Genomic DNA, 17,983 nt, shown 5'->3' on the forward strand with positions numbered 1-17,983 from the left:
TTATCCACCCGTTGCGGGCATAACGCTGTTGTCTGAAAGGCCCGAGACAGAGCCGTTTTGGTAACGTGATTGGGAATAGCTATTAATGCTTTCGAACTATGACGCTAGTTGCTTTTGCGCGTTTGGCAAATGTCCGTCATCTGTTTTCAGTACAGAATTGAATTATCAGGATCAGCGCACAAAACCGACTTAACGTGCTACGCGTTATCGTCATCAGCTATATATAAGTGTGCGCACCTCGGCATTACCTGATAAACGTCATCTACTCTTAGCTTTTTAGTCAGCTGTTGTTACAAATAAACAACAGCGGCTCTTCAAGGAGATCTGCATGTCGCAACCGACGCAAAAGCTGCGCCTTGGTGCGTTGATCGCGCTGGTGGTGGGATCGATGATCGGCGGGGGAATTTTTTCGCTGCCGCAGAACATGGCCGCGCGCGCCGACGCCGGGGCGATACTGATCGGTTGGGGCATCACCGCAATCGGCATGCTGACGCTGGCGTTCGTCTTTCAGACCCTGGCCAATCGCAAACCGGAACTGGACTCGGGCGTCTATGCCTACGCCAAGGCCGGATTCGGCGATTACATGGGTTTCTCGTCGGCGTGGGGTTACTGGATCAGCGCCTGGCTGGGCAACGTCGGCTATTTCGTCTTGCTGTTCAGCACCCTCGGCTATTTCTTTCCGGTGTTCGGCCAGGGCAACACGCCGATCGCCATCGGCTGCGCCTCGGTGCTGTTGTGGGCAGTGCATTTTCTGGTGATGCGCGGGATCAAGGAGGCGGCGCTGATCAACCAGGTGACGACCGTGGCCAAGGTCGTGCCGCTGATCATGTTCATCGTCATCGCGGCCGTGGCGTTCAAGGCTGACGTCTTCACCCGCGACATCTGGGGCCGCAGCAACCCGAACTTCGGCGGGGTAATGGACCAGGTGCGCAATATGATGCTGGTCACCGTGTTCGTGTTCATCGGCATCGAAGGCGCCAGCGTCTACTCGGCCCGCGCGGAGAAACGCAGCGACGTCGGCCGCGCCACGGTCATCGGTTTTATCGGCGTGCTGGCGCTGCTGGTGCTGGTCAATGTGCTGTCGCTGGGGATCATGAGCCAGCCGGAACTGGCCAACCTGCAGAACCCTTCACTGGCAGCGGTGCTTGAGCACATCGTCGGGCCGTGGGGCGCGTTGCTGATCAGCATCGGGTTGGCAATTTCCTTGTTGGGCGCGTTGTTGTCCTGGGCCTTGCTGTGCGCGGAAATTCTTTTCGCCACGGCCAAGGACAAGACCATGCCGGCGTTTCTCAAGAAGGAAAACAAGAACCATGTGCCGGTCAACGCGCTGTGGCTGACCAACGCGATGATCCAGATTTTCCTGCTGATCACGCTGTTCTCGGCGGGCACTTACACCAGCCTGATCTATCTGGCTTCGTCGATGATTCTGGTGCCGTACCTGTGGTCGGCGGCCTACGCGGTGCTGCTCAGCGGGCGCGGCGAAACTTACGAACACGCCTCGGCCGAGCGCACCAAGGATTTGCTGATAGGCGGTATCGCATTGGTTTACGCGGTGTGGTTGTTGTATGCCGGGGGAGTGAAATATCTGCTGCTGTCGGCGCTGCTGTATGCGCCGGGGGTGATTCTGTTTGCCAAGGCCAAACATGAACAGGGCCAGCCGGTTTTTACCACGGTGGAAAAAGGGATTTTTGCCTGCGTGGTGATTGGGGCGGGGCTGGCGGCTTATGGGTTGTATAGCGGGGTTTTGAGTCTGTGATCGGAGTGTTGCTTTGGCTGCTCCGGCCCCTTCGCGAGCAAGCCCGCTCCCACAGGACTACGCTAATCCATGTGGGAGCGGGCTTGCTCGCGAAGGCGGCCTCAAAATCACCACTGCGCTTGATGTGACCCCAATTCGGCGGCCGGCCAATTCCATTGCACCGCCGTCCCGCTGATCTGCACCGGCACGCGCAACCTCCGCGCCGGGCCCCACGCGGTCTGTTCAATCGCCGGATCCTGATCCAGCGCGTCTTCGGCCCGCAACGGATCAAGCATCCCCGGCCCATGCTCGATCAACAGTTTCGCCGTACGCGCCAGCGACAACCGCGCCGAACCCCCGCGACCGTTGGCCAATCGCGCCGTCAGCAATCTGAGCGCACTCGCCGCCATCAGATAACCGGTCGCATGGTCCAGCGCCTGCACCGGCAGTGGCGTCGGTTTATCGCTGTGCGTGCAACGCTGTCCGGCCTCGGCGATGCCGCTGCTCATTTGCACCAGACTGTCGAAGCCTCGGCGATTCCGCCAGGGGCCGCTCCAGCCGTAGGCATTGAGGCAGACGTCGATCAGCCCCGGTGCCAGTTGCCGACGGCGTTCAACACCAAACCCGAGATGTTCCAGCGCATCGGCGCGATAACCGTGCAGGAGAATGTCGGCATCTTTTAATAAGCCCTCAAACACTGCGCGATCCGCTGGCACTTGCAGATCCAGCCGCGCGCAGCGTTTGCCGACGGTCATTTCCGGGACCACACCGGGTTCATTCCAGCTCGGCGGATCGAGGCGCAGCACGTTGGCGCCGAGGCCAGCGAGAAAACGACTGGCGGTGGGGCCGGCGAGGACGCGGGTCAGGTCGAGCACCTTGATCCCGGCCAGGGGGCGAGCGATCGAGCCTTGCCATACGACGCGTTTTTCGTCCGTCTGCTCAATGAAATCCACCAACGGTTCGGCATTCACCGCCAGCCCCTGCGGATGCTGCTGCCACTGCGGCCAACTGCGCATCTCGGCGGCGCAGCCCTTGGCGTCGACCACCGCCTGCTCGAGATCTGCGCTCGCCCACTGGGCGACTTTCGCCGCCATTGCGGCGCGGTCGGCGCAGGCGCCGAGCACGCGTTCAGCGGCGGCGCGGTGATGCGGGGCGTTGGTGTGCAGACGGATCCAGCCATCCCGGCTCGCATAGTCGCCGGCGATCGCATCCCACAGCGGCGGAACCTGCCAGCCGATCGGGCGAAGCGAGGTGGAGAACCAGAACGAGGCCAGACGTCGGTCGACCGCAACGGCCGACAATTGCCCGGTTTGCTGATGAAGCAATTCGCCGACCGCTTGACCGGCAGCCGCAATGCTGGCGCAGGCCAGATCGGTGACGGCGAACGCCGAGGGCAGGGCGCCACGGCCATTGAAGGCGATTGGCGTGGTCGGCAAGCCGAGTGCGGCTTGCAGGGAGGTGAGCAAATCAGTCATCGAAAACCCTCCGGAGCGAGAGGGCGATGATAGTGCAAAAGACACCCGCAAGATCGTTCCCACGCTCTGCGTGGGAATGCCTCAAGGGACGCTCCGCGTTCCGGCTTTCGCTTGGGACGCAGAGCGTCCCGGGCTGCATTCCCACGCAGAGCGTGGGAACGATCAGAGGGGAACTACACGCGAAACTGATCCATCAATTTCATCTGCTGGCTCGCCAGGCTGTTGAGCTGGCTGCTGATCGCGGCCGATTCCGTCGCTTGTTCAGTCAGGGTCTCGGTCACGGTGCGAATCGCCGAGACGTTGCGGTTGACCTCTTCGGCCACCGCGCTCTGCTCTTCCGCGGCGCTGGCGATCTGCAGGTTCATGTCGCTGATCACCGTCACCGCGTCGCTGATCCTGCCCAGCGCATCGACGGCGTGACGAATCTGCCCGGCGTTGTTGTGCGCCTGGGTCTGGCTCGAGTGCATGGTCGCGACCACGCCGCGCGTGCCGGTCTGGATGCGTTCGATGACGATGCGGATTTCTTCCACTGAATCCTGCGTGCGCTTGGCGAGGTTGCGCACTTCGTCGGCGACCACGGCAAAGCCGCGACCGCTCTCGCCAGCGCGGGCGGCTTCGATGGCGGCGTTGAGGGCCAGCAGGTTGGTCTGTTCGGCGATGCTGCGAATCACTTCCAGCACCGAACCGATCTGCTCGCTGTTGACCGCCAGCGCTTCGACCTCGGTCACTGCTTTGCTGACTTCATCGGCCAGCTGATTGATGTCGCGAGTGCTGCGCTCGATGATCGCCATGCCGTCCTTCGCTGACTGATCAGCACCCTTGGCGGCGTTGGCCGCGTTCGAAGCACTGTTGGCGACGTCGTGGGCGGTGGCGCTCATTTCGTTGGAGGCCGTGGCGACCTGATCGATTTCGCGGAACTGCACCTGCATGCCTTCGCTGGTCTGGCGGGCGATTTCCGACGACTGATCGGCCGTGCCGCGCGCCTCGGTGATGCTCTGTTTGATCTGTGCGATGGTCGGCTGCAGCTTGTCGAGGAAGCGGTTGAACCAGTTCACCAGTTCGCCCAGTTCGTCTTTCTTGCTGTAGTTCAGGCGCTGGGTCAGATCGCCTTCGCCGCTGGCGATGTTTTTCAGCATGTCGGCGACGCTGTTGATCGGACGCGTGACGCCGGAGGCGGTGAGCCAGATCAGCAGCAGGCCGACCAGGCCAGCCACGCCAGCCACCAGCAGGGCGGTGATCACGCCGGTCTGTTGGGCATCGTCGAGCACCGCTTGCAGCTTCACCGAATCGGCCAGCAGCACGTGCTCGGGCAGGTCGATGACCACGCCCCAGGCGCGCGAATTGCCGATCGGATCGACCGGGTAAACCGCGCGAATCAAATCGCCCTGTTCAAGAATTTTCGCTGTGCCGCTGCCCACCAGTTGCAACACATCCTTGCCGTCGGCGCCGAGGGTGTCGCTGATTTTTTTGCCGACCCGCGTTGCGTCAGCACTGTCGGCCGCCAGCACCCCGCTGCCGGAAACGATCAGCATGTGCCCGGCGTTGTTGAACAGGCTGCGTTGCGAGTCGACCGCGGCGGCTTGCAGGGCGTCGAGGGCGATGTCGACACCGACCACGCCTATCGCCTTGCCGTCGACCATCACGGGCACGGAAATGGTCGTCATGAGCATTTCCTTGTCACCGACGGTATCGGCATACGGATCGAGCAGGCAGGTGCGCTTGTTGTCGCGAGGGCAGGTGTACCAACTGTTGTAGGGGGTGCCGCTGACGCTGAGGGTGGTCTTGGTCAGGTCGTCTTCGACCATGATCGTATTCAGCGCGGCGCCGCCGGCGCGGCTCCAGTAGGTGGCGAAGCGCCCTGCTTCGTTGGACTGGCGCGCGGTGTCATCGACGAATTCGTTGTCCTTGCCGTCAAGGCCGTCGGGTTCGAAGGCCAGCCAGATGCCCAGCACTTTATCGTTGCGTTCGAAGGCGGTTTTCAGGTGCTGGTTCAACTCTTCGCGGACCGCGCCGGCTTCGAGCGAACGCTTGGCCGCCATCGTCCGCAGGTCCTTGATCTGGTCGGCGAGGGCGGTGACCACCAACAGGCTTTCGCCAAAGGTTTTCTGCACCCGCACCGCTTGTTCGGCGGCTTTGGCCTGCAGCAGGTTTTGCACGCTGGCGGTGAGCAGCTGGTTGCTGGATTGACTGACCAGTACGTCGTTCTGGTTGGTCTGGTAAATGTTCATGCTGACAATAAGCGCGACCACACCGAGCAGGCACAGGCCGGAGAGCAGGACGATTTTCAGGCGAATGGAGAGAGAGTCGAACATCGGGCGTCTCGTAAATGGATAAGAAAAGTGACTGTCGGGCAAATGAACTACCCGGTTCGCCAAATCCATTCAGCGCCATGTCTGCTCATCGGCGCGCAACGAGACGGCATGAGGCCGCTGCCGACGAACGGTCAGTGCTAAACGTTTGCGCAGGGGATTGTGCTGAAAAGGCGATTAATTACAGGGATGTTTCAGTGTGCCGCGGGAAGGTTCTCCGGGCGTGACCAGATCCACAGATTGCCCAGCGCCATGCCGGCAATCGCCAGATAGATCGGCCAGCCGTGGTCGAGCAGCACCAGCATCAATGTTGCGCACAGCAGCATGCTGACGGTGGCGCTGACCTTGGCCTTGCGCGCGATGATTCTGCCGTTGCGCCAGTTGCCCAAGATCGGCCCGAACAGGCGATGGTTTTCCAGCCAGGCACTCAGGCGCGGCGAACTGCGAGTCGCCGCCCACGCGGCAAGAAGGATGAACTCGGTGGTCGGCAGACCGGGCACGACGATGGCGATCAGGCCAATGCCGAGGCTGACGTAGGCGAGCAGGCCGAACAGCAGGCGGGCAAGTTTTGAGGGGGCGGGTGCGGGCATGGCTCAGCGGCGGCTTCCGAAGCGGAACGGGGATCTTACAGACTTACGCAGACTCCTGTAGGAGCTGCCGAAGGCTGCGATCTTTTGATGTTGCTTGTGAAGATCAAAAGATCGCAGCCTTCGGCAGCTCCTACACGGTTATGCGTAGCTCTCAGGCAGGTTCGGCTTCGACGGCATAAGCCCGTTCCAGCAGCACGGTGAAGCGATTGAACGCGTCCAGTGCGCCTTGCTCCACTTCTGCCTCTTCCTCAGCGCTGAACGGCAACGCATCGAGGGTGCGCACAAAGCTTTTCCAGCCTTCGGCGCGGCCACCTTGCGGTTCAGCCAAATGCCGAGCGCCAAAGGTTTCGCTCAGCTCCAGCGCCACCGCGCGCTTGATCAGGAACGCCGCACCGAGCTTCGAACCCTCCGACACAAAGATCCAGCCCAGCGCGCGCGCCGTGCTCGGTTTTTTCAGCGCGCCGGCCATTGGGGCGGGGACTTCGGTTTCCAGGTCGGCAAGGTCAGCCTTGGCCGCTTCGGCGCGGCAACGGTCCGGCAGGTCAGGAATGATCGCGGTCAGTTCGGCATCGTTGTACAGCTCGACCAGTTCCGCCTGGAACAGGTACTGCGCAACGACAAAACGGGCGAAACTGGCGCGGGTTTCGAAGGGCGCGTGGGCTTTGACCAGCGTATCGAGTTTGCTGTGCGGCTCATGAGTGATCTGGTTCAGGCGTTGCGAACGCAGGGCTTTTTCCGAGGCAGTCATGGGGGTGTCCTTGATAAATGAGGCGCTTGATAACAAGACGTTCGGGCGAGTGCCAGACAGTAAAAAAACCTCACTGCGCGGCGATAAGCGCAGTGAGGTCGTACGGATCAGATGTCCCAGATCAGGTTGATCGCGAAGTTGCGTCCCGGTTGGGTCAGTCGATCAAGGTTGGCCGGTTGCGTCACCGAAGCTTCGCCGACGCTGTCGTAACCGCGCACGTCATCCCACAGCCAGTATTTCTTGTCGCTCAGGTTGTAGATGCCGCCGCTGACGGTGACGTCGTCGCTGACTTTGTAATAGCCGGCCAGGTCGAGAACGCCGAAGCCCGGGCTCTTGAACTGGCTGCTGACGCCGTCCGGGGACTTGAAGTTGCTGTCGTCGACGCGGTCCTTTTTCTTCACCACTGTCCAGCTCAGCAGGCCGCCGTAGTTGTCCTGGTCGTAACCGAGGCCGAACACGCCGGTCAGCGGGTTGACGCTGTTGATCGGCTCGCCGGTGTCATTGTTGCGCCCGTAGGCGTAGGCGATCGAGCCCTGGGTGTACAGGCCTTGCGGCGCGCCGAACGCATCCAGGTTCAAGCGTCCTTTGACTTCCGCGCCCTTGATGGTGGCGCGCTTGATGTTGTTGCTCTGGAACTTCAACTGATCGTCGCCCGGCTTGACCGCGTCCTCATTGATGAAGTCGCGGTACTTGTTATAGAACACCGCGACGTCGAAGGAACCCTGCTCGAAGTTGCCACGCAGGCCGGTTTCGAAGCCTTTGCTTTTCTCCGGCTCAAGGCCGGAATTTGGCGCAACGGTGTAGCCGGTGACGCTGTTTTCGAAACGCCCGTAAAGCGCTTTGGCCGTGGGCGTACGGAAACCCTCGGCGTACTGGCCGTACCAGGTGTAATTCTCCGTCAGGGCATAGGTCAGGCCGAATTTCGGCGAGACTTTGTGCCAGGTCTTGTTCTTGTCGCTGACCGTACCTTTGCCGTCGGCGTTCACGGTGTTGAGGAATTGCTGGGTGATGTGCGGCTTGAGCTGGGTGTAGTCGTAGCGCAGGCCCGGCAGGAAGGTCCAGTCGTTCCAACTGATCTGGTCCTGAGCGAACAGGCTGTAAGTGTTGATGGTCGGATCGGGGAAATCGCTGGCCTTGGCCAATACATCGGCCGCACTGGTCGCGCCAATCGCCCTGCAGCCAGCACCGACCGCCAGGCATTTACCATCGCCGCTGCGTGAACCGGTGACTTTCTGCTGCTTGATGGTGGTGCCGTAGGTCAGCAGGTGATCGGTGTCACCGATGGCGAAAGCCTTGTCGAGTTGCGCGTCGAACACCCACTGTTTTTCTTCGTAGAGTGTGTCGCGAGTACGCAATACCTGACGGATGATCGGGTAGTAATACTCTTCTGTGCTCTGGTCGGTTTTGGCGATCTGGTGGTTGAGGCTCCACTTCACGTTGTCGACGAGCAGACTGTCGAGAGCGAACGCATGTTCGATGCCGAAGCGTTCGCGGGTGACGGTGTCGTTTCCGGTGCGCCACTGATACATGCCGCCGGGCAGCATGCTGGTCGGAATAGTCGGGCCGCCGTCGGCATACGGTCCGCCGTACGCGCTTTTCTGATCGGTGTCACGATCGTCCTTGTACTTTTCGTAGGTCAGGCCAAGGCGCGAATCGTCGTTGTAGTTCCAGCCGAGCTTGGCCAGGACGTTGGTCGCGCGCACATCTTCCGGGTTGGCGGCGGTACGTTCCAGACCGGTACCGTTGTTGCCGCCGAAGGATTCGGTTTCGTGACCGTCGCGCTGGCTGTAATGCAGCAAACCGTCGAACTCACCGCTGCGCCCGGCGACGGTGGCGGATTTCAGCCAGCTGTCATCGGCAGAGCTGTAACCACTTTTCAGACGTGCGCCGACGTCCTTGCCCGGCTTGATGATGTCGTCGGCGTCCAGCGTGTAATAGCTGACTGCGCCGCCAATGGCGTTGCTGCCGTACAGCACCGAAGCCGGGCCACGGAGGATTTCCACGCGTTTGACGATTTCCGGGTCGACGTAATTGCGCTGGCTCTTGGCGTACGGGCCGCTGAAGAAACCATTGGGGATTTCCACGCCATCAACCTGGGTCAGGATGCGGTCGCCGTCGATACCGCGAATGTTGTAGCCGCTGATGCCGCCGCGCTGACCGGCGCCGCCAACGGAAACACCCGGTTCATAGCGCACCAGATCCTTGATGGTGTTGACGTTGTTGCGGTCGAGTTCTTGGCGATCATGCACGCTGACCGTCGAAGGCACGCTGTTGACCGACTGCTCCTGGCGGGTGGCGCTGATGGTCACCTGATCCAGATTCAGCGTGCCGCTGCCGTTGCGTTTTTCCAGCACGACATTGTTGTTGCTCAGCTTGCGAAAGCTCAGGTTGGTCCCCACCAACAGGCGCTCGAGGGCTTTTTCCGGCGGCAGCGAACCACGCACGCCCGGCGACGAAACGTTCCGGCCCAATTCTGCCGGCAAGCCGACCTGCCAACCGGTCACAGCGGTGAAGGCATTCAGCGCGGAAACCAGCGGTTGCTGATTGATGGCGAACGCGTAATCGCCCATGTGGCGCGCCGGTTGCTCGGTAGCCGCCAGCAGCGGTGCGGTGCCGGCCATGAAGATGGCCGCCGTCAGCAGCGAGAGGACGCGGGAAGGGGAAGCGGTCTGGCGGGTAAGGCGTGAGGACATCGATAGCGCTCCGTGTCGCACGAATCTTTATAGGTGCTGATCGGCATGATTAGATGCGAATCAATTGCATTGGCTATAACGAGACGAACTGCGGTTGGCTATCGAGTAAAAATAATTCTCATTTAGTTCAGGATCACCAGCGCGGGGAATTCCTGCAGGCGCGCCGAGGTGATGTGGGCAAGGGAACGGATCACGTCGAGCGGCTGGTCGAGACGGTAATTGCCAGTGACGGCAACGTCGGCCAGTTGCTCGTTGTTGTTGATGATCCAGCCCGGGTAGTAGCGGCGCAGCTCGGCCAGCACCTGATTCAGCGGACAGTTCTCGAAGACCAGGCGGCCCTCAACCCAGGCCAGATCGGCGTTGACGTCGAGCTTGGCCGGGCGATCAAAGCCGTTGGGGCCGATGCGGATACTTTCCCCGGCGCGCAGGCGCACGCGGGCATCGTCGTGGGTAGCGCGCAGATCGACATCGCCGCGCTGCACGTTGACCTGCGCGACGCCGTCCAGATAACGCACGGCGAATGCGGTGTCATGAACGCTGGCGGTTACCGGGCCGGCGTCGATCTCCAAAGGTTGATTGCGCCCGCTGGCTATTTCGAAAAACGCTTCGCCCTGAAACAACCGGGCCACGCGTTGCTGATCGTTGATGGTGCTGGAAAAAGCCGAATTGGTGTTGAGCAGAACCTTCGAGCCGTCTTCCAATTGCAGGCGCTGGCGTTCGCCGACCACGGTCAGATGATCGGCCTGCAGCCGCATCGGCAGGTTGCTGAAGCTGAACAGGCCGAGCACCAGCACCGCCGCCGTGGCCAGCGGTTTCCAGTGCGGGCGCAGGCGTTGGAGAAAGCTGACTCTCGCCGGTTTTGCCGCCAGGGCTTCGGCGCACAGCGCAACCTGCCGGCCGTCCCAGATGGCCTGAGCCTTGGCGAACGCTTCGGCATTCAACGGATCAGCCGCCAGCCAGGCATGAAATTGCCGAGTCTGTTCCTCGTCCGGGCTGCCGAGCACGATGAGCCAGTCCAGCGCCTGGTCCATTGCAGCTGCAGCGTCCCGCGCCGGATCAGGCGAAGGCGAGCGATGGGTGTCCGTCACGGTGTTTCCTCAGGGCTTCTGGCGAAGCAGTTTCCAGCTTCAGGCTGCCAGCTGCAAGCCGGATGCTTTGCTGCTTTTTGTTTTTACTTGCTTGCAGCTCAAAGCTTGCCGCTGCTGTTATGTCGTTCGGCAACGCCGATGCAGATCGACATGATCAGTTTCAATTCTTTCTGCACAGTGCTCAGTGAAACATGCAGTTCATCAGCGATTTCCTGATAGCTGTGCCCGTGCAGGCGGCTGAGGATGAAGATCTGCTGTTGGCGCGGGCTGAGTTGACTGAGGCTCACGTTCAGGCGCTCCAGCAGTTGTTCCGCGTGGGCGGCGTCTTCGGCGCTGCTGGCCGGCGCGGCGATGCTTTGCACCACCTCTTGCGGCACGTCATCGACCATGGTCCGCGCGTGAATCCTGCGCGCACGCAAATGGTCCAGCGCCAGATTGCGCGCGGTCTGGAAAACAAAGGGTTCAAGGTGATCAATGGTCCGCTCGCTCAACGCCCGGGTCACGCGCAGGTAGGTCTCCTGCAACAGGTCTTCAGCGGTGCTGTGATTGTTGACCATCCGTTCCAGCGTGCGCAGCAGGGAAGTGCGCTGGGCGAGGAAGACGTGGTTGAAGCGCAGTTGACTCACGGGAGAACCTGATCCATTTCGAGCGAATGATAATGCTTATCATCCAGCTGAATGGTCAAGTGCTGATTTGTCAGAGAACGGTAAGCTCAGGATCGAACCGGCCCCCTGTAGGAGCTGCCGCAGGCTGCGATCTTTTGCTCTTGTTTTTAGAAAGTCAAAAGCAAAGATCGCAGCCTTCGGCAGCTCCTACGGGGATGTGCCTCAAATCAAGGAGCGCCCGCTTATTCCGCGTTGCACAACGCCAGGCAGTTATCCAGCATGCGGTTGGAGAAGCCCCATTCGTTGTCGTACCAGGCCAGCACTTTGAGCAACTTGCCGCTGACTTTGGTGTGGTTGGCGTCGAAGATCGACGACAGCGGGTTGTGGTTGAAGTCGCTGGAAACCAGCGGCAACGTGTTGTAACCCAAAATTTTCGAATGCTGGCTCGCCGCTTTCAGCAGCGCGTTGACTTCGTCGGCGCTGGCTTCTTTCTTCAGTTGCACGGTGAGGTCGACCAGCGACACGTTGATCACCGGGACGCGCACAGCCATGCCGGTCAGTTTACCGGCCAGTTCCGGCAGTACCAGGCCTACCGCCTCGGCCGCGCCGGTCTTGCTCGGGATCATGTTCTGCGTGGCGGAACGGGCGCGATACGGGTCGCTGTGATAAACGTCGGTGAGATTCTGGTCGTTGGTGTAGGCGTGGATGGTGGTCATCAGACCGCTTTCGATGCCCAGCTCGCGATGCAGCACTTGCGCCACTGGCGCGAGGCAGTTGGTGGTGCACGACGCGTTGGAAATGATCTGGTGCGACTGGCGCAGGATGTCGTGGTTGACGCCGTAGACCACGGTGGCGTCGGCGCCTTTGGCCGGGGCCGAGATAATCACTTTGCGTGCGCCGGCGCTGATATGCGCGGCAGCCTTGGCACGGTCGGTGAACAGACCGGTGCATTCGAACACCACGTCGATTTTTTCTGCGGCCCATGGCAGGTCGGCCGGGTTGCGAATGGCGCTGACCGCGATGCGGTCGCCATTGACCGTCAGGCTTTCATTATCGTGCGCTACTTCGGCGTCGAAAGTGCCATGGACGGTGTCGTATTTGAGCAGGTGGGCATTGATCGAACTGTCACCCAGATCGTTGATCGCGACGATCTGCAGGTCTTGACGATAGCCTTGGGTATACAGTGCGCGCAGGACATTACGGCCGATGCGGCCAAAACCATTGATTGCGATTCGAAGAGTCATGGAACAGCGCCGCCGTCGTTTTGTTGTTGGAATTACAAGATTATTCGCATAAAAATAGAAAACAAGCCTTTTTAGTGGCAATATTTTGTTTTATCTACAACGAGTGACCTGAATCAACTGGTCCGAATGGTCAAAAAAACCGTCTGTCATTCCAACCACAACGGCGTTTGATCAGCATAGACAATCAGGTCGCCACATCCGTTAGCCTGGAGTTCTACACATGCATCCCCGCGTTCTTGAGGTCACCGAACGGCTTATCGCCCGCAGCCGCGCCACGCGTCAGGCTTACCTTGCACTGATTCGCGGCGCCGCCAGCGACGGGCCGATGCGCGGCAAGCTGCAATGCGCCAACTTCGCCCATGGCGTGGCCGGTTGCGGCAGCGAAGACAAGCACAGCCTGCGGATGATGAACTCGGCGAACATCGCCATTGTGTCTTCGTATAACGACATGCTTTCGGCGCACCAGCCGTACGAAGTGTTCCCCCAACAGATCAAGAACGCCCTGCGCGAGATCGGCTCGGTCGGCCAGTTCGCTGGTGGCACCCCGGCGATGTGCGACGGCGTGACCCAGGGCGAGCCGGGCATGGAACTGAGCCTGCCGAGCCGCGAAGTGATTGCCATGTCGACTGCGGTGGCGCTGTCGCACAATATGTTCGACGGTGCGCTGATGCTCGGCATCTGCGACAAGATCGTGCCGGGGCTGATGATGGGCTCGTTGCGCTTCGGTCATCTGCCGACCATTTTCGTCCCGGGCGGGCCGATGGTTTCGGGGATTTCCAACAAGGAAAAAGCCGACGTCCGCCAGAAATACGCCGAAGGCAAGGCAACCCGCGAAGAGTTGCTGGAATCGGAGATGAAGTCCTACCACAGCCCGGGCACCTGCACCTTCTACGGCACCGCCAACACCAACCAGTTGCTGATGGAAGTCATGGGCCTGCACTTGCCGGGCGCCTCTTTCGTCAACCCGAACACGCCGCTGCGCGACGCCCTGACCCGCGAAGCCGCGCATCAGGTCACGCGCCTGACCAAGCAGAATGGCAACTTCATGCCGATCGGCGAAATCGTCGACGAGAAGGCGCTGGTCAACTCCATCGTTGCCCTGCACGCCACCGGCGGCTCGACCAACCACACCCTGCACATGCCGGCCATCGCCATGGCGGCGGGCATTCAGCTGACCTGGCAGGACATGGCCGACCTCTCCGAAGTCGTGCCGACCCTGAGCCACGTCTACCCGAACGGCAAAGCCGACATCAACCACTTCCAGGCCGCAGGCGGCATGTCGTTCCTGATCCGCGAACTGCTCGGCGCCGGCCTGCTGCATGAAGACGTCAACACCGTGCTCGGCCACGGTTTGAGCAAATACACCAAAGAACCGTTCCTTGATAACGGTGAGCTGGTCTGGCGCGAAGGCCCGACCGACAGCCTCGACGAAAACATTCTGCGTCCGGTGTCCCGTGCGTTTTCGCAAGAGGGCGGCTTGCGGGTGATGGAAGGCAACCTCGGTCGCGGCGTAATGAAAGTTTCGGCGGTGGCACTGGAAAACCAGATCGTCGAAGCACCGGCGATGGTGTTCCAGGATCAGCAGGATCTGGCCGATGCGTTCAAGGCTGGTCTGCTGGAAAAGGATTTCGTCGCGGTGATGCGCTTCCAGGGCCCGCGTTCCAACGGCATGCCCGAGCTGCACAAGATGACGCCGTTCCTCGGCGTGCTGCAGGATCGCGGCTTCAAAGTGGCGCTGGTGACTGACGGGCGCATGTCCGGCGCGTCGGGGAAAATCCCGGCGGCGATTCACGTCAGTCCCGAAGCTTATGTCGGTGGTGCTTTGGCGCGAGTGCAAGAGGGCGATATCATCCGCGTCGATGGCGTCAAAGGCACCTTGGAACTGAAGGTCGACGCCGCCGAATTTGCAGCACGCGAACCTGCCAAGGGCCTGTTGGGCAACAACATCGGCAGCGGTCGCGAACTGTTCGGCTTCATGCGCATGGCCTTCAGCTCGGCGGAGCAGGGCGCCAGCGCCTTCACTTCTGCCCTGGAGACGCTTAATTGAAACTGGCTTTGGTCGGTGACATCGGAGGCACCAACGCGCGATTCGCGTTGTGGCAAAACCAGCAACTGCAATCGGTTCAGGTGCTGGCCACGGCCGACTTTGCCAGCCCGGAAGAGGCAATCGCCTTGTATCTGAGCGGGCTCGGTCTGGCGCCGGGTTCGATCGGTTCGGTGTGCCTGTCGGTGGCAGGCCCCGTGAGCGGCGATGAATTCAAATTCACCAACAATCACTGGCGGCTCAGTCGCAGCGCGTTCTGCAAGACCTTGCAGGTCGAGCAGTTGTTGCTGACCAATGATTTTTCGGCAATGGCGCTGGGCATGACCCGTTTGCAGCCGGGCGAATTCCGCGTGGTCTGCGAAGGCACGCCGGAGGCGTTGCGCCCGGCGGTGGTGATCGGCCCGGGCACCGGCCTGGGGGTTGGCACCCTGCTCGACCTCGGCGAAGGTCGCTTCGCGGCATTGCCGGGCGAGGGCGGCCACGTCGACCTGCCGCTGAGCAGCCCGCGCGAAACGCAGCTGTGGCAACACATCTACAACGAGATCGGCCATGTCAGCGCGGAAACTGCGTTGAGCGGCGGCGGCCTGCCTCGGCTGTACCGGGCGATCTGTGCGGTGGATGGCCATGAGCCGACGCTTGAAACGCCGGAAGCGATCACCGCAGCAGGCCTTGCCGGTGACCCGATTGCCCTGGAGGTGCTCGAGCAGTTCTGCTGCTGGCTCGGCCGCGTTGCCGGCAACAACGTGCTCACCACCGGCGCGCGCGGCGGGGTGTTTATTGTCGGCGGGGTGATTCCACGCTTCGCCGATTTTTTCCTCGAAAGCGGCTTTGCCCGCTGTTTCGCCGACAAGGGCTGCATGAGCGATTACTTCAAAGGCATCCCGGTGTGGCTGGTGACGGCGCCGTACTCCGGCCTAATGGGCGCGGGTGTGGCTCTGGATCAGGCAATCCGGGCCTGAAATACGGTCTGAATTGTGGGAGCGGGCTTGCTCGCGAAAGCGGTGCGTCAGAGACATTCAAGGTGCCTGACACACCGCGTTCGCGAGCAAGCCCGCTCCCACAGTGGTTTTGTGGTGTTTGTAAAATCAGCGCTTAAGGCATAATCCGCCCCAACTCCAACAACAAGGATGCCTTCGAAGTGAGCTCAGTCAACAAGTCGATATTGTTGGTCGATGACGACCAGGAAATACGCGAGTTGCTGGAAACCTACCTGACCCGCGCCGGGTTTCAGGTGCGGGCCACCGCCGATGGCGCCGGTTTTCGTCAGGCGCTCAACGAGGCGCCGAGCGATCTGGTGATTCTCGACGTCATGCTGCCCGACGAAGACGGCTTCAGCCTGTGCCGCTGGGTGCGCCAACATCCGCGTCAGGCGCAGGTGCCGATCATCATGCTGACCGCCAGCTCCGACGAGGCCGACCGGGTGATCGGTCTGGAGCTCGGTGCTGACGATTACCTTGGCAAACCGTTCAGCCCGCGTGAACTGCAAGCGCGGATCAAGGCCCTGCTGCGCCGCGCACAGTTCGCACACGAACGCAGCGGCAGCGAAGTGCTGGTCTTCGACGACTGGCGCCTGGACACGGTCAGTCATCGGCTGTTCCACACCGACGGCGAGGAAGTGATCCTCTCCGGTGCCGATTTCGCCCTGCTGAAATTGTTTCTCGACCACCCGCAGCAAATCCTCGACCGGGACACCATCGGCAACGCCACCCGTGGCCGCGATCTGATGCCGCTTGATCGCATCGTCGACATGGCCGTCAGCCGTTTGCGCCAGCGCCTGCGCGACACCGAAAAACCGCCACGGCTGATTCGTACCGTGCGTGGCAGCGGTTATCAGTTGGCAGCCAATGTGGTTGCCGGCAATGCTCACTGAGTCGCTGCGCAAGTTCGTCAGGCGCATTCCGGTACCGCGTTCCCTGCTCGGGCGGATGTTACTGCTGACCCTGTTGGCGGTGCTGTTCGCGCAGACGCTGTCGAGCGTGATCTGGGTCTCGCAACTGCGCGCGACGCAGCTGGAAGGTCTGGTCACCAGCGCCCGCAGCCTGGCGCATTCGATGACCGCCAGCGTCAGCTATTTTCGCTCCCTGCCGGTGGCCTACCGGCCGCTGGTACTTGATCAATTGCGCAGCATGGGCGGCACCCGATTTGTCGTGACACTGAATGACAAACCGCTGGGCATGGACGTGCTGCCGGTGACGCCGCGTAAAGCAGCGGTGATGCAAGCGGTGGATGAAGTGCTGCGCCAGACCCTCGGCCATGACACGGATATTTCGGTGACCTTCGTCAGCCCCGAAGACCTGCGGATTTTCAACGCCGGGCTGAAACTTGATGAATTGCCGCGCTCGTGGGCGCATTACGCGCTGACGCTCGAGCCGGTCAATCCGCCGGTACTGGTGACGCAGATTCAAATGGCACCGGGGGAATGGCTGTACATCGCCTCGCTGCTGCCGGAGCCCTACACCAGTCTGGAAGAGCAAGGCCTGCCAGCGCAGCAGGTGTGGTTTATCGTCCTGACCAGCGGCTTTCTGTTGTTGTTCATCGGTTTGCTGGTGCACTGGCAGAGCCGGCCGCTCAAGCGTCTGGCGCGAGCAGCGCGGGATCTGTCGCTGGGCGCCGACGTTGAACCCGTCGCCGAGGGTGGCGGTAGTGAAGTGGTCGAAGTGGGCCGTGCGTTCAACACCATGCGCGAACGCATCAGCCGTTACCTGACCGAGCGCAGCCAGTTGTTCAGCGCGATTTCCCATGACCTGCGCACGCCGATCACGCGCTTGCGCTTGCGCGTCGAACTGCTCGAAGACGAAACGCTGCAAGCCAAGTTCGGCCGTGATCTGGATGAGCTGGAGCTGCTGGTCAAAGGCGCGCTGCAATGCGTGAAAGACACCGACATCCACGAGAACATCGAGCCGGTGGATCTCAACCATGTGCTCGATTGTCTGGTCGAGCCGTACCTGGCGCCGAATGGCAATGGCCGCGTCACTCAGCATGGCCGCGCGCTGTCGGCCTATCCGGGCAAACCGCTGGCGCTCAAGCGCTGCATCGGAAACTTGATCGACAATGCCTTGAAATACGGACAGAACGCGCATCTGCACATCGATGACGATGACAGCGCGTTTGTTTTGCATGTCGACGATGAGGGGCCGGGCGTGCCGCAGCAACGGTTGGAGCAAGTGTTCGAACCGCACTTCCGCCTGGCGGGGCAGCAGCAGGGCTATGGGTTGGGCCTTGGCATTGCGCGCAATATTGCCCATAGCCATGGCGGCGAAGTGACGTTGCAGAACCTGCGTGAGGGTGGGTTGCGGGTGACCCTGCAGTTGCCGCGCAGCGCTGATTAGTTAGATCGCGGTATCGTTCTTCGCGAGCAAGCCCGCTCCCACATTCGCCCGCACTCCGCCTGATGGAATGCAATCGAGTGTGGGAGCGGGCTTGCTCGCGAAGGCGTCAGATGCATCAATACA

At 61.2% G+C, this 17,983-nt stretch carries 13 protein-coding genes and 1 pseudogene; 5 read left to right on the plus strand and 9 right to left on the minus strand.

Features of this window, described 5'->3' with window-relative positions; all coding sequences use genetic code 11:
* Window positions 1-328: 328 nt before the first annotated feature.
* Window positions 329-1,756, plus strand: coding sequence for an arginine-ornithine antiporter (arcD, locus tag CXF97_RS02345; RefSeq protein ID WP_101155783.1), 1,428 nt, complete (start codon window positions 329-331; stop codon window positions 1,754-1,756).
* A gap of 107 nt (window positions 1,757-1,863) precedes the next feature.
* Here arcD and CXF97_RS02350 read toward each other — a convergent pair whose 3' ends face one another.
* The 9 genes and pseudogenes from CXF97_RS02350 to gap all read right to left on the minus strand — a co-directional run bounded on the left by CXF97_RS02350 (window position 1,864) and on the right by gap (window position 12,487).
* On the minus strand, window positions 1,864-3,210 hold the full coding sequence (locus CXF97_RS02350; RefSeq protein ID WP_101155785.1) for a CoA transferase: 1,347 nt from the start codon (window positions 3,208-3,210) through the stop codon (window positions 1,864-1,866).
* A 173-nt stretch (window positions 3,211-3,383) separates the two neighbouring features.
* On the minus strand, window positions 3,384-4,139 hold the full coding sequence (locus CXF97_RS28675; RefSeq protein WP_371918363.1) for a methyl-accepting chemotaxis protein: 756 nt from the start codon (window positions 4,137-4,139) through the stop codon (window positions 3,384-3,386).
* A gap of 150 nt (window positions 4,140-4,289) precedes the next feature.
* Window positions 4,290-5,591: pseudogene (locus CXF97_RS28680) on the minus strand (chemotaxis protein); the annotation flags it as partial.
* 122 nt (window positions 5,592-5,713) lie between these two features.
* A complete protein-coding gene (locus CXF97_RS02360) occupies window positions 5,714-6,109 on the minus strand; it encodes a YbaN family protein (protein ID WP_101155789.1) in 396 nt (131 codons plus the stop codon).
* A gap of 151 nt (window positions 6,110-6,260) precedes the next feature.
* Window positions 6,261-6,857 carry a biliverdin-producing heme oxygenase gene (locus tag CXF97_RS02370; protein WP_101155793.1) on the minus strand — a complete coding sequence of 199 codons (597 nt, stop codon included), beginning with the start codon at window positions 6,855-6,857 and terminating at the stop codon, window positions 6,261-6,263.
* Between the two features lie 107 nt (window positions 6,858-6,964).
* On the minus strand, window positions 6,965-9,550 hold the full coding sequence (locus tag CXF97_RS02375; RefSeq protein ID WP_101155795.1) for a TonB-dependent receptor: 2,586 nt from the start codon (window positions 9,548-9,550) through the stop codon (window positions 6,965-6,967).
* Between the two features lie 122 nt (window positions 9,551-9,672).
* Window positions 9,673-10,638 carry a FecR domain-containing protein gene (locus tag CXF97_RS02380; RefSeq protein ID WP_101155797.1) on the minus strand — a complete coding sequence of 322 codons (966 nt, stop codon included), beginning with the start codon at window positions 10,636-10,638 and terminating at the stop codon, window positions 9,673-9,675.
* A 98-nt stretch (window positions 10,639-10,736) separates the two neighbouring features.
* Entirely contained in the window at window positions 10,737-11,264 is a 528-nt protein-coding gene (locus CXF97_RS02385; RefSeq protein ID WP_101155799.1) for an RNA polymerase sigma factor, read from the minus strand.
* A 221-nt stretch (window positions 11,265-11,485) separates the two neighbouring features.
* Complete coding sequence (gene gap, locus CXF97_RS02395) at window positions 11,486-12,487, minus strand: type I glyceraldehyde-3-phosphate dehydrogenase (RefSeq protein WP_016773526.1); 1,002 nt, start codon at window positions 12,485-12,487, stop codon at window positions 11,486-11,488.
* 220 nt (window positions 12,488-12,707) lie between these two features.
* Here gap and edd point away from each other — a divergent pair, with 220 nt between their 5' ends.
* The 4 genes from edd to CXF97_RS02415 all read left to right on the plus strand — a co-directional run bounded on the left by edd (window position 12,708) and on the right by CXF97_RS02415 (window position 17,860).
* A complete protein-coding gene (gene edd / locus CXF97_RS02400; RefSeq protein WP_101155801.1) occupies window positions 12,708-14,534 on the plus strand; it encodes a phosphogluconate dehydratase in 1,827 nt (608 codons plus the stop codon).
* Entirely contained in the window at window positions 14,531-15,490 is a 960-nt protein-coding gene (locus CXF97_RS02405; RefSeq protein WP_101155803.1) for a glucokinase, read from the plus strand. Before edd ends, CXF97_RS02405 begins: the two co-directional genes overlap by 4 nt.
* A gap of 179 nt (window positions 15,491-15,669) precedes the next feature.
* On the plus strand, window positions 15,670-16,401 hold the full coding sequence (locus tag CXF97_RS02410; protein WP_016773529.1) for a response regulator: 732 nt from the start codon (window positions 15,670-15,672) through the stop codon (window positions 16,399-16,401).
* A complete protein-coding gene (locus CXF97_RS02415; protein ID WP_101155805.1) occupies window positions 16,391-17,860 on the plus strand; it encodes an ATP-binding protein in 1,470 nt (489 codons plus the stop codon). The genes CXF97_RS02410 and CXF97_RS02415 overlap by 11 nt, the downstream gene beginning before the upstream one ends.
* Window positions 17,861-17,983: the final 123 nt, after the last annotated feature.

Origin of the sequence: Pseudomonas sp. Choline-02u-1 (genome assembly GCF_002836515.1) — a bacterium.
Classification (GTDB): Bacteria; Pseudomonadota; Gammaproteobacteria; order Pseudomonadales; family Pseudomonadaceae; genus Aquipseudomonas.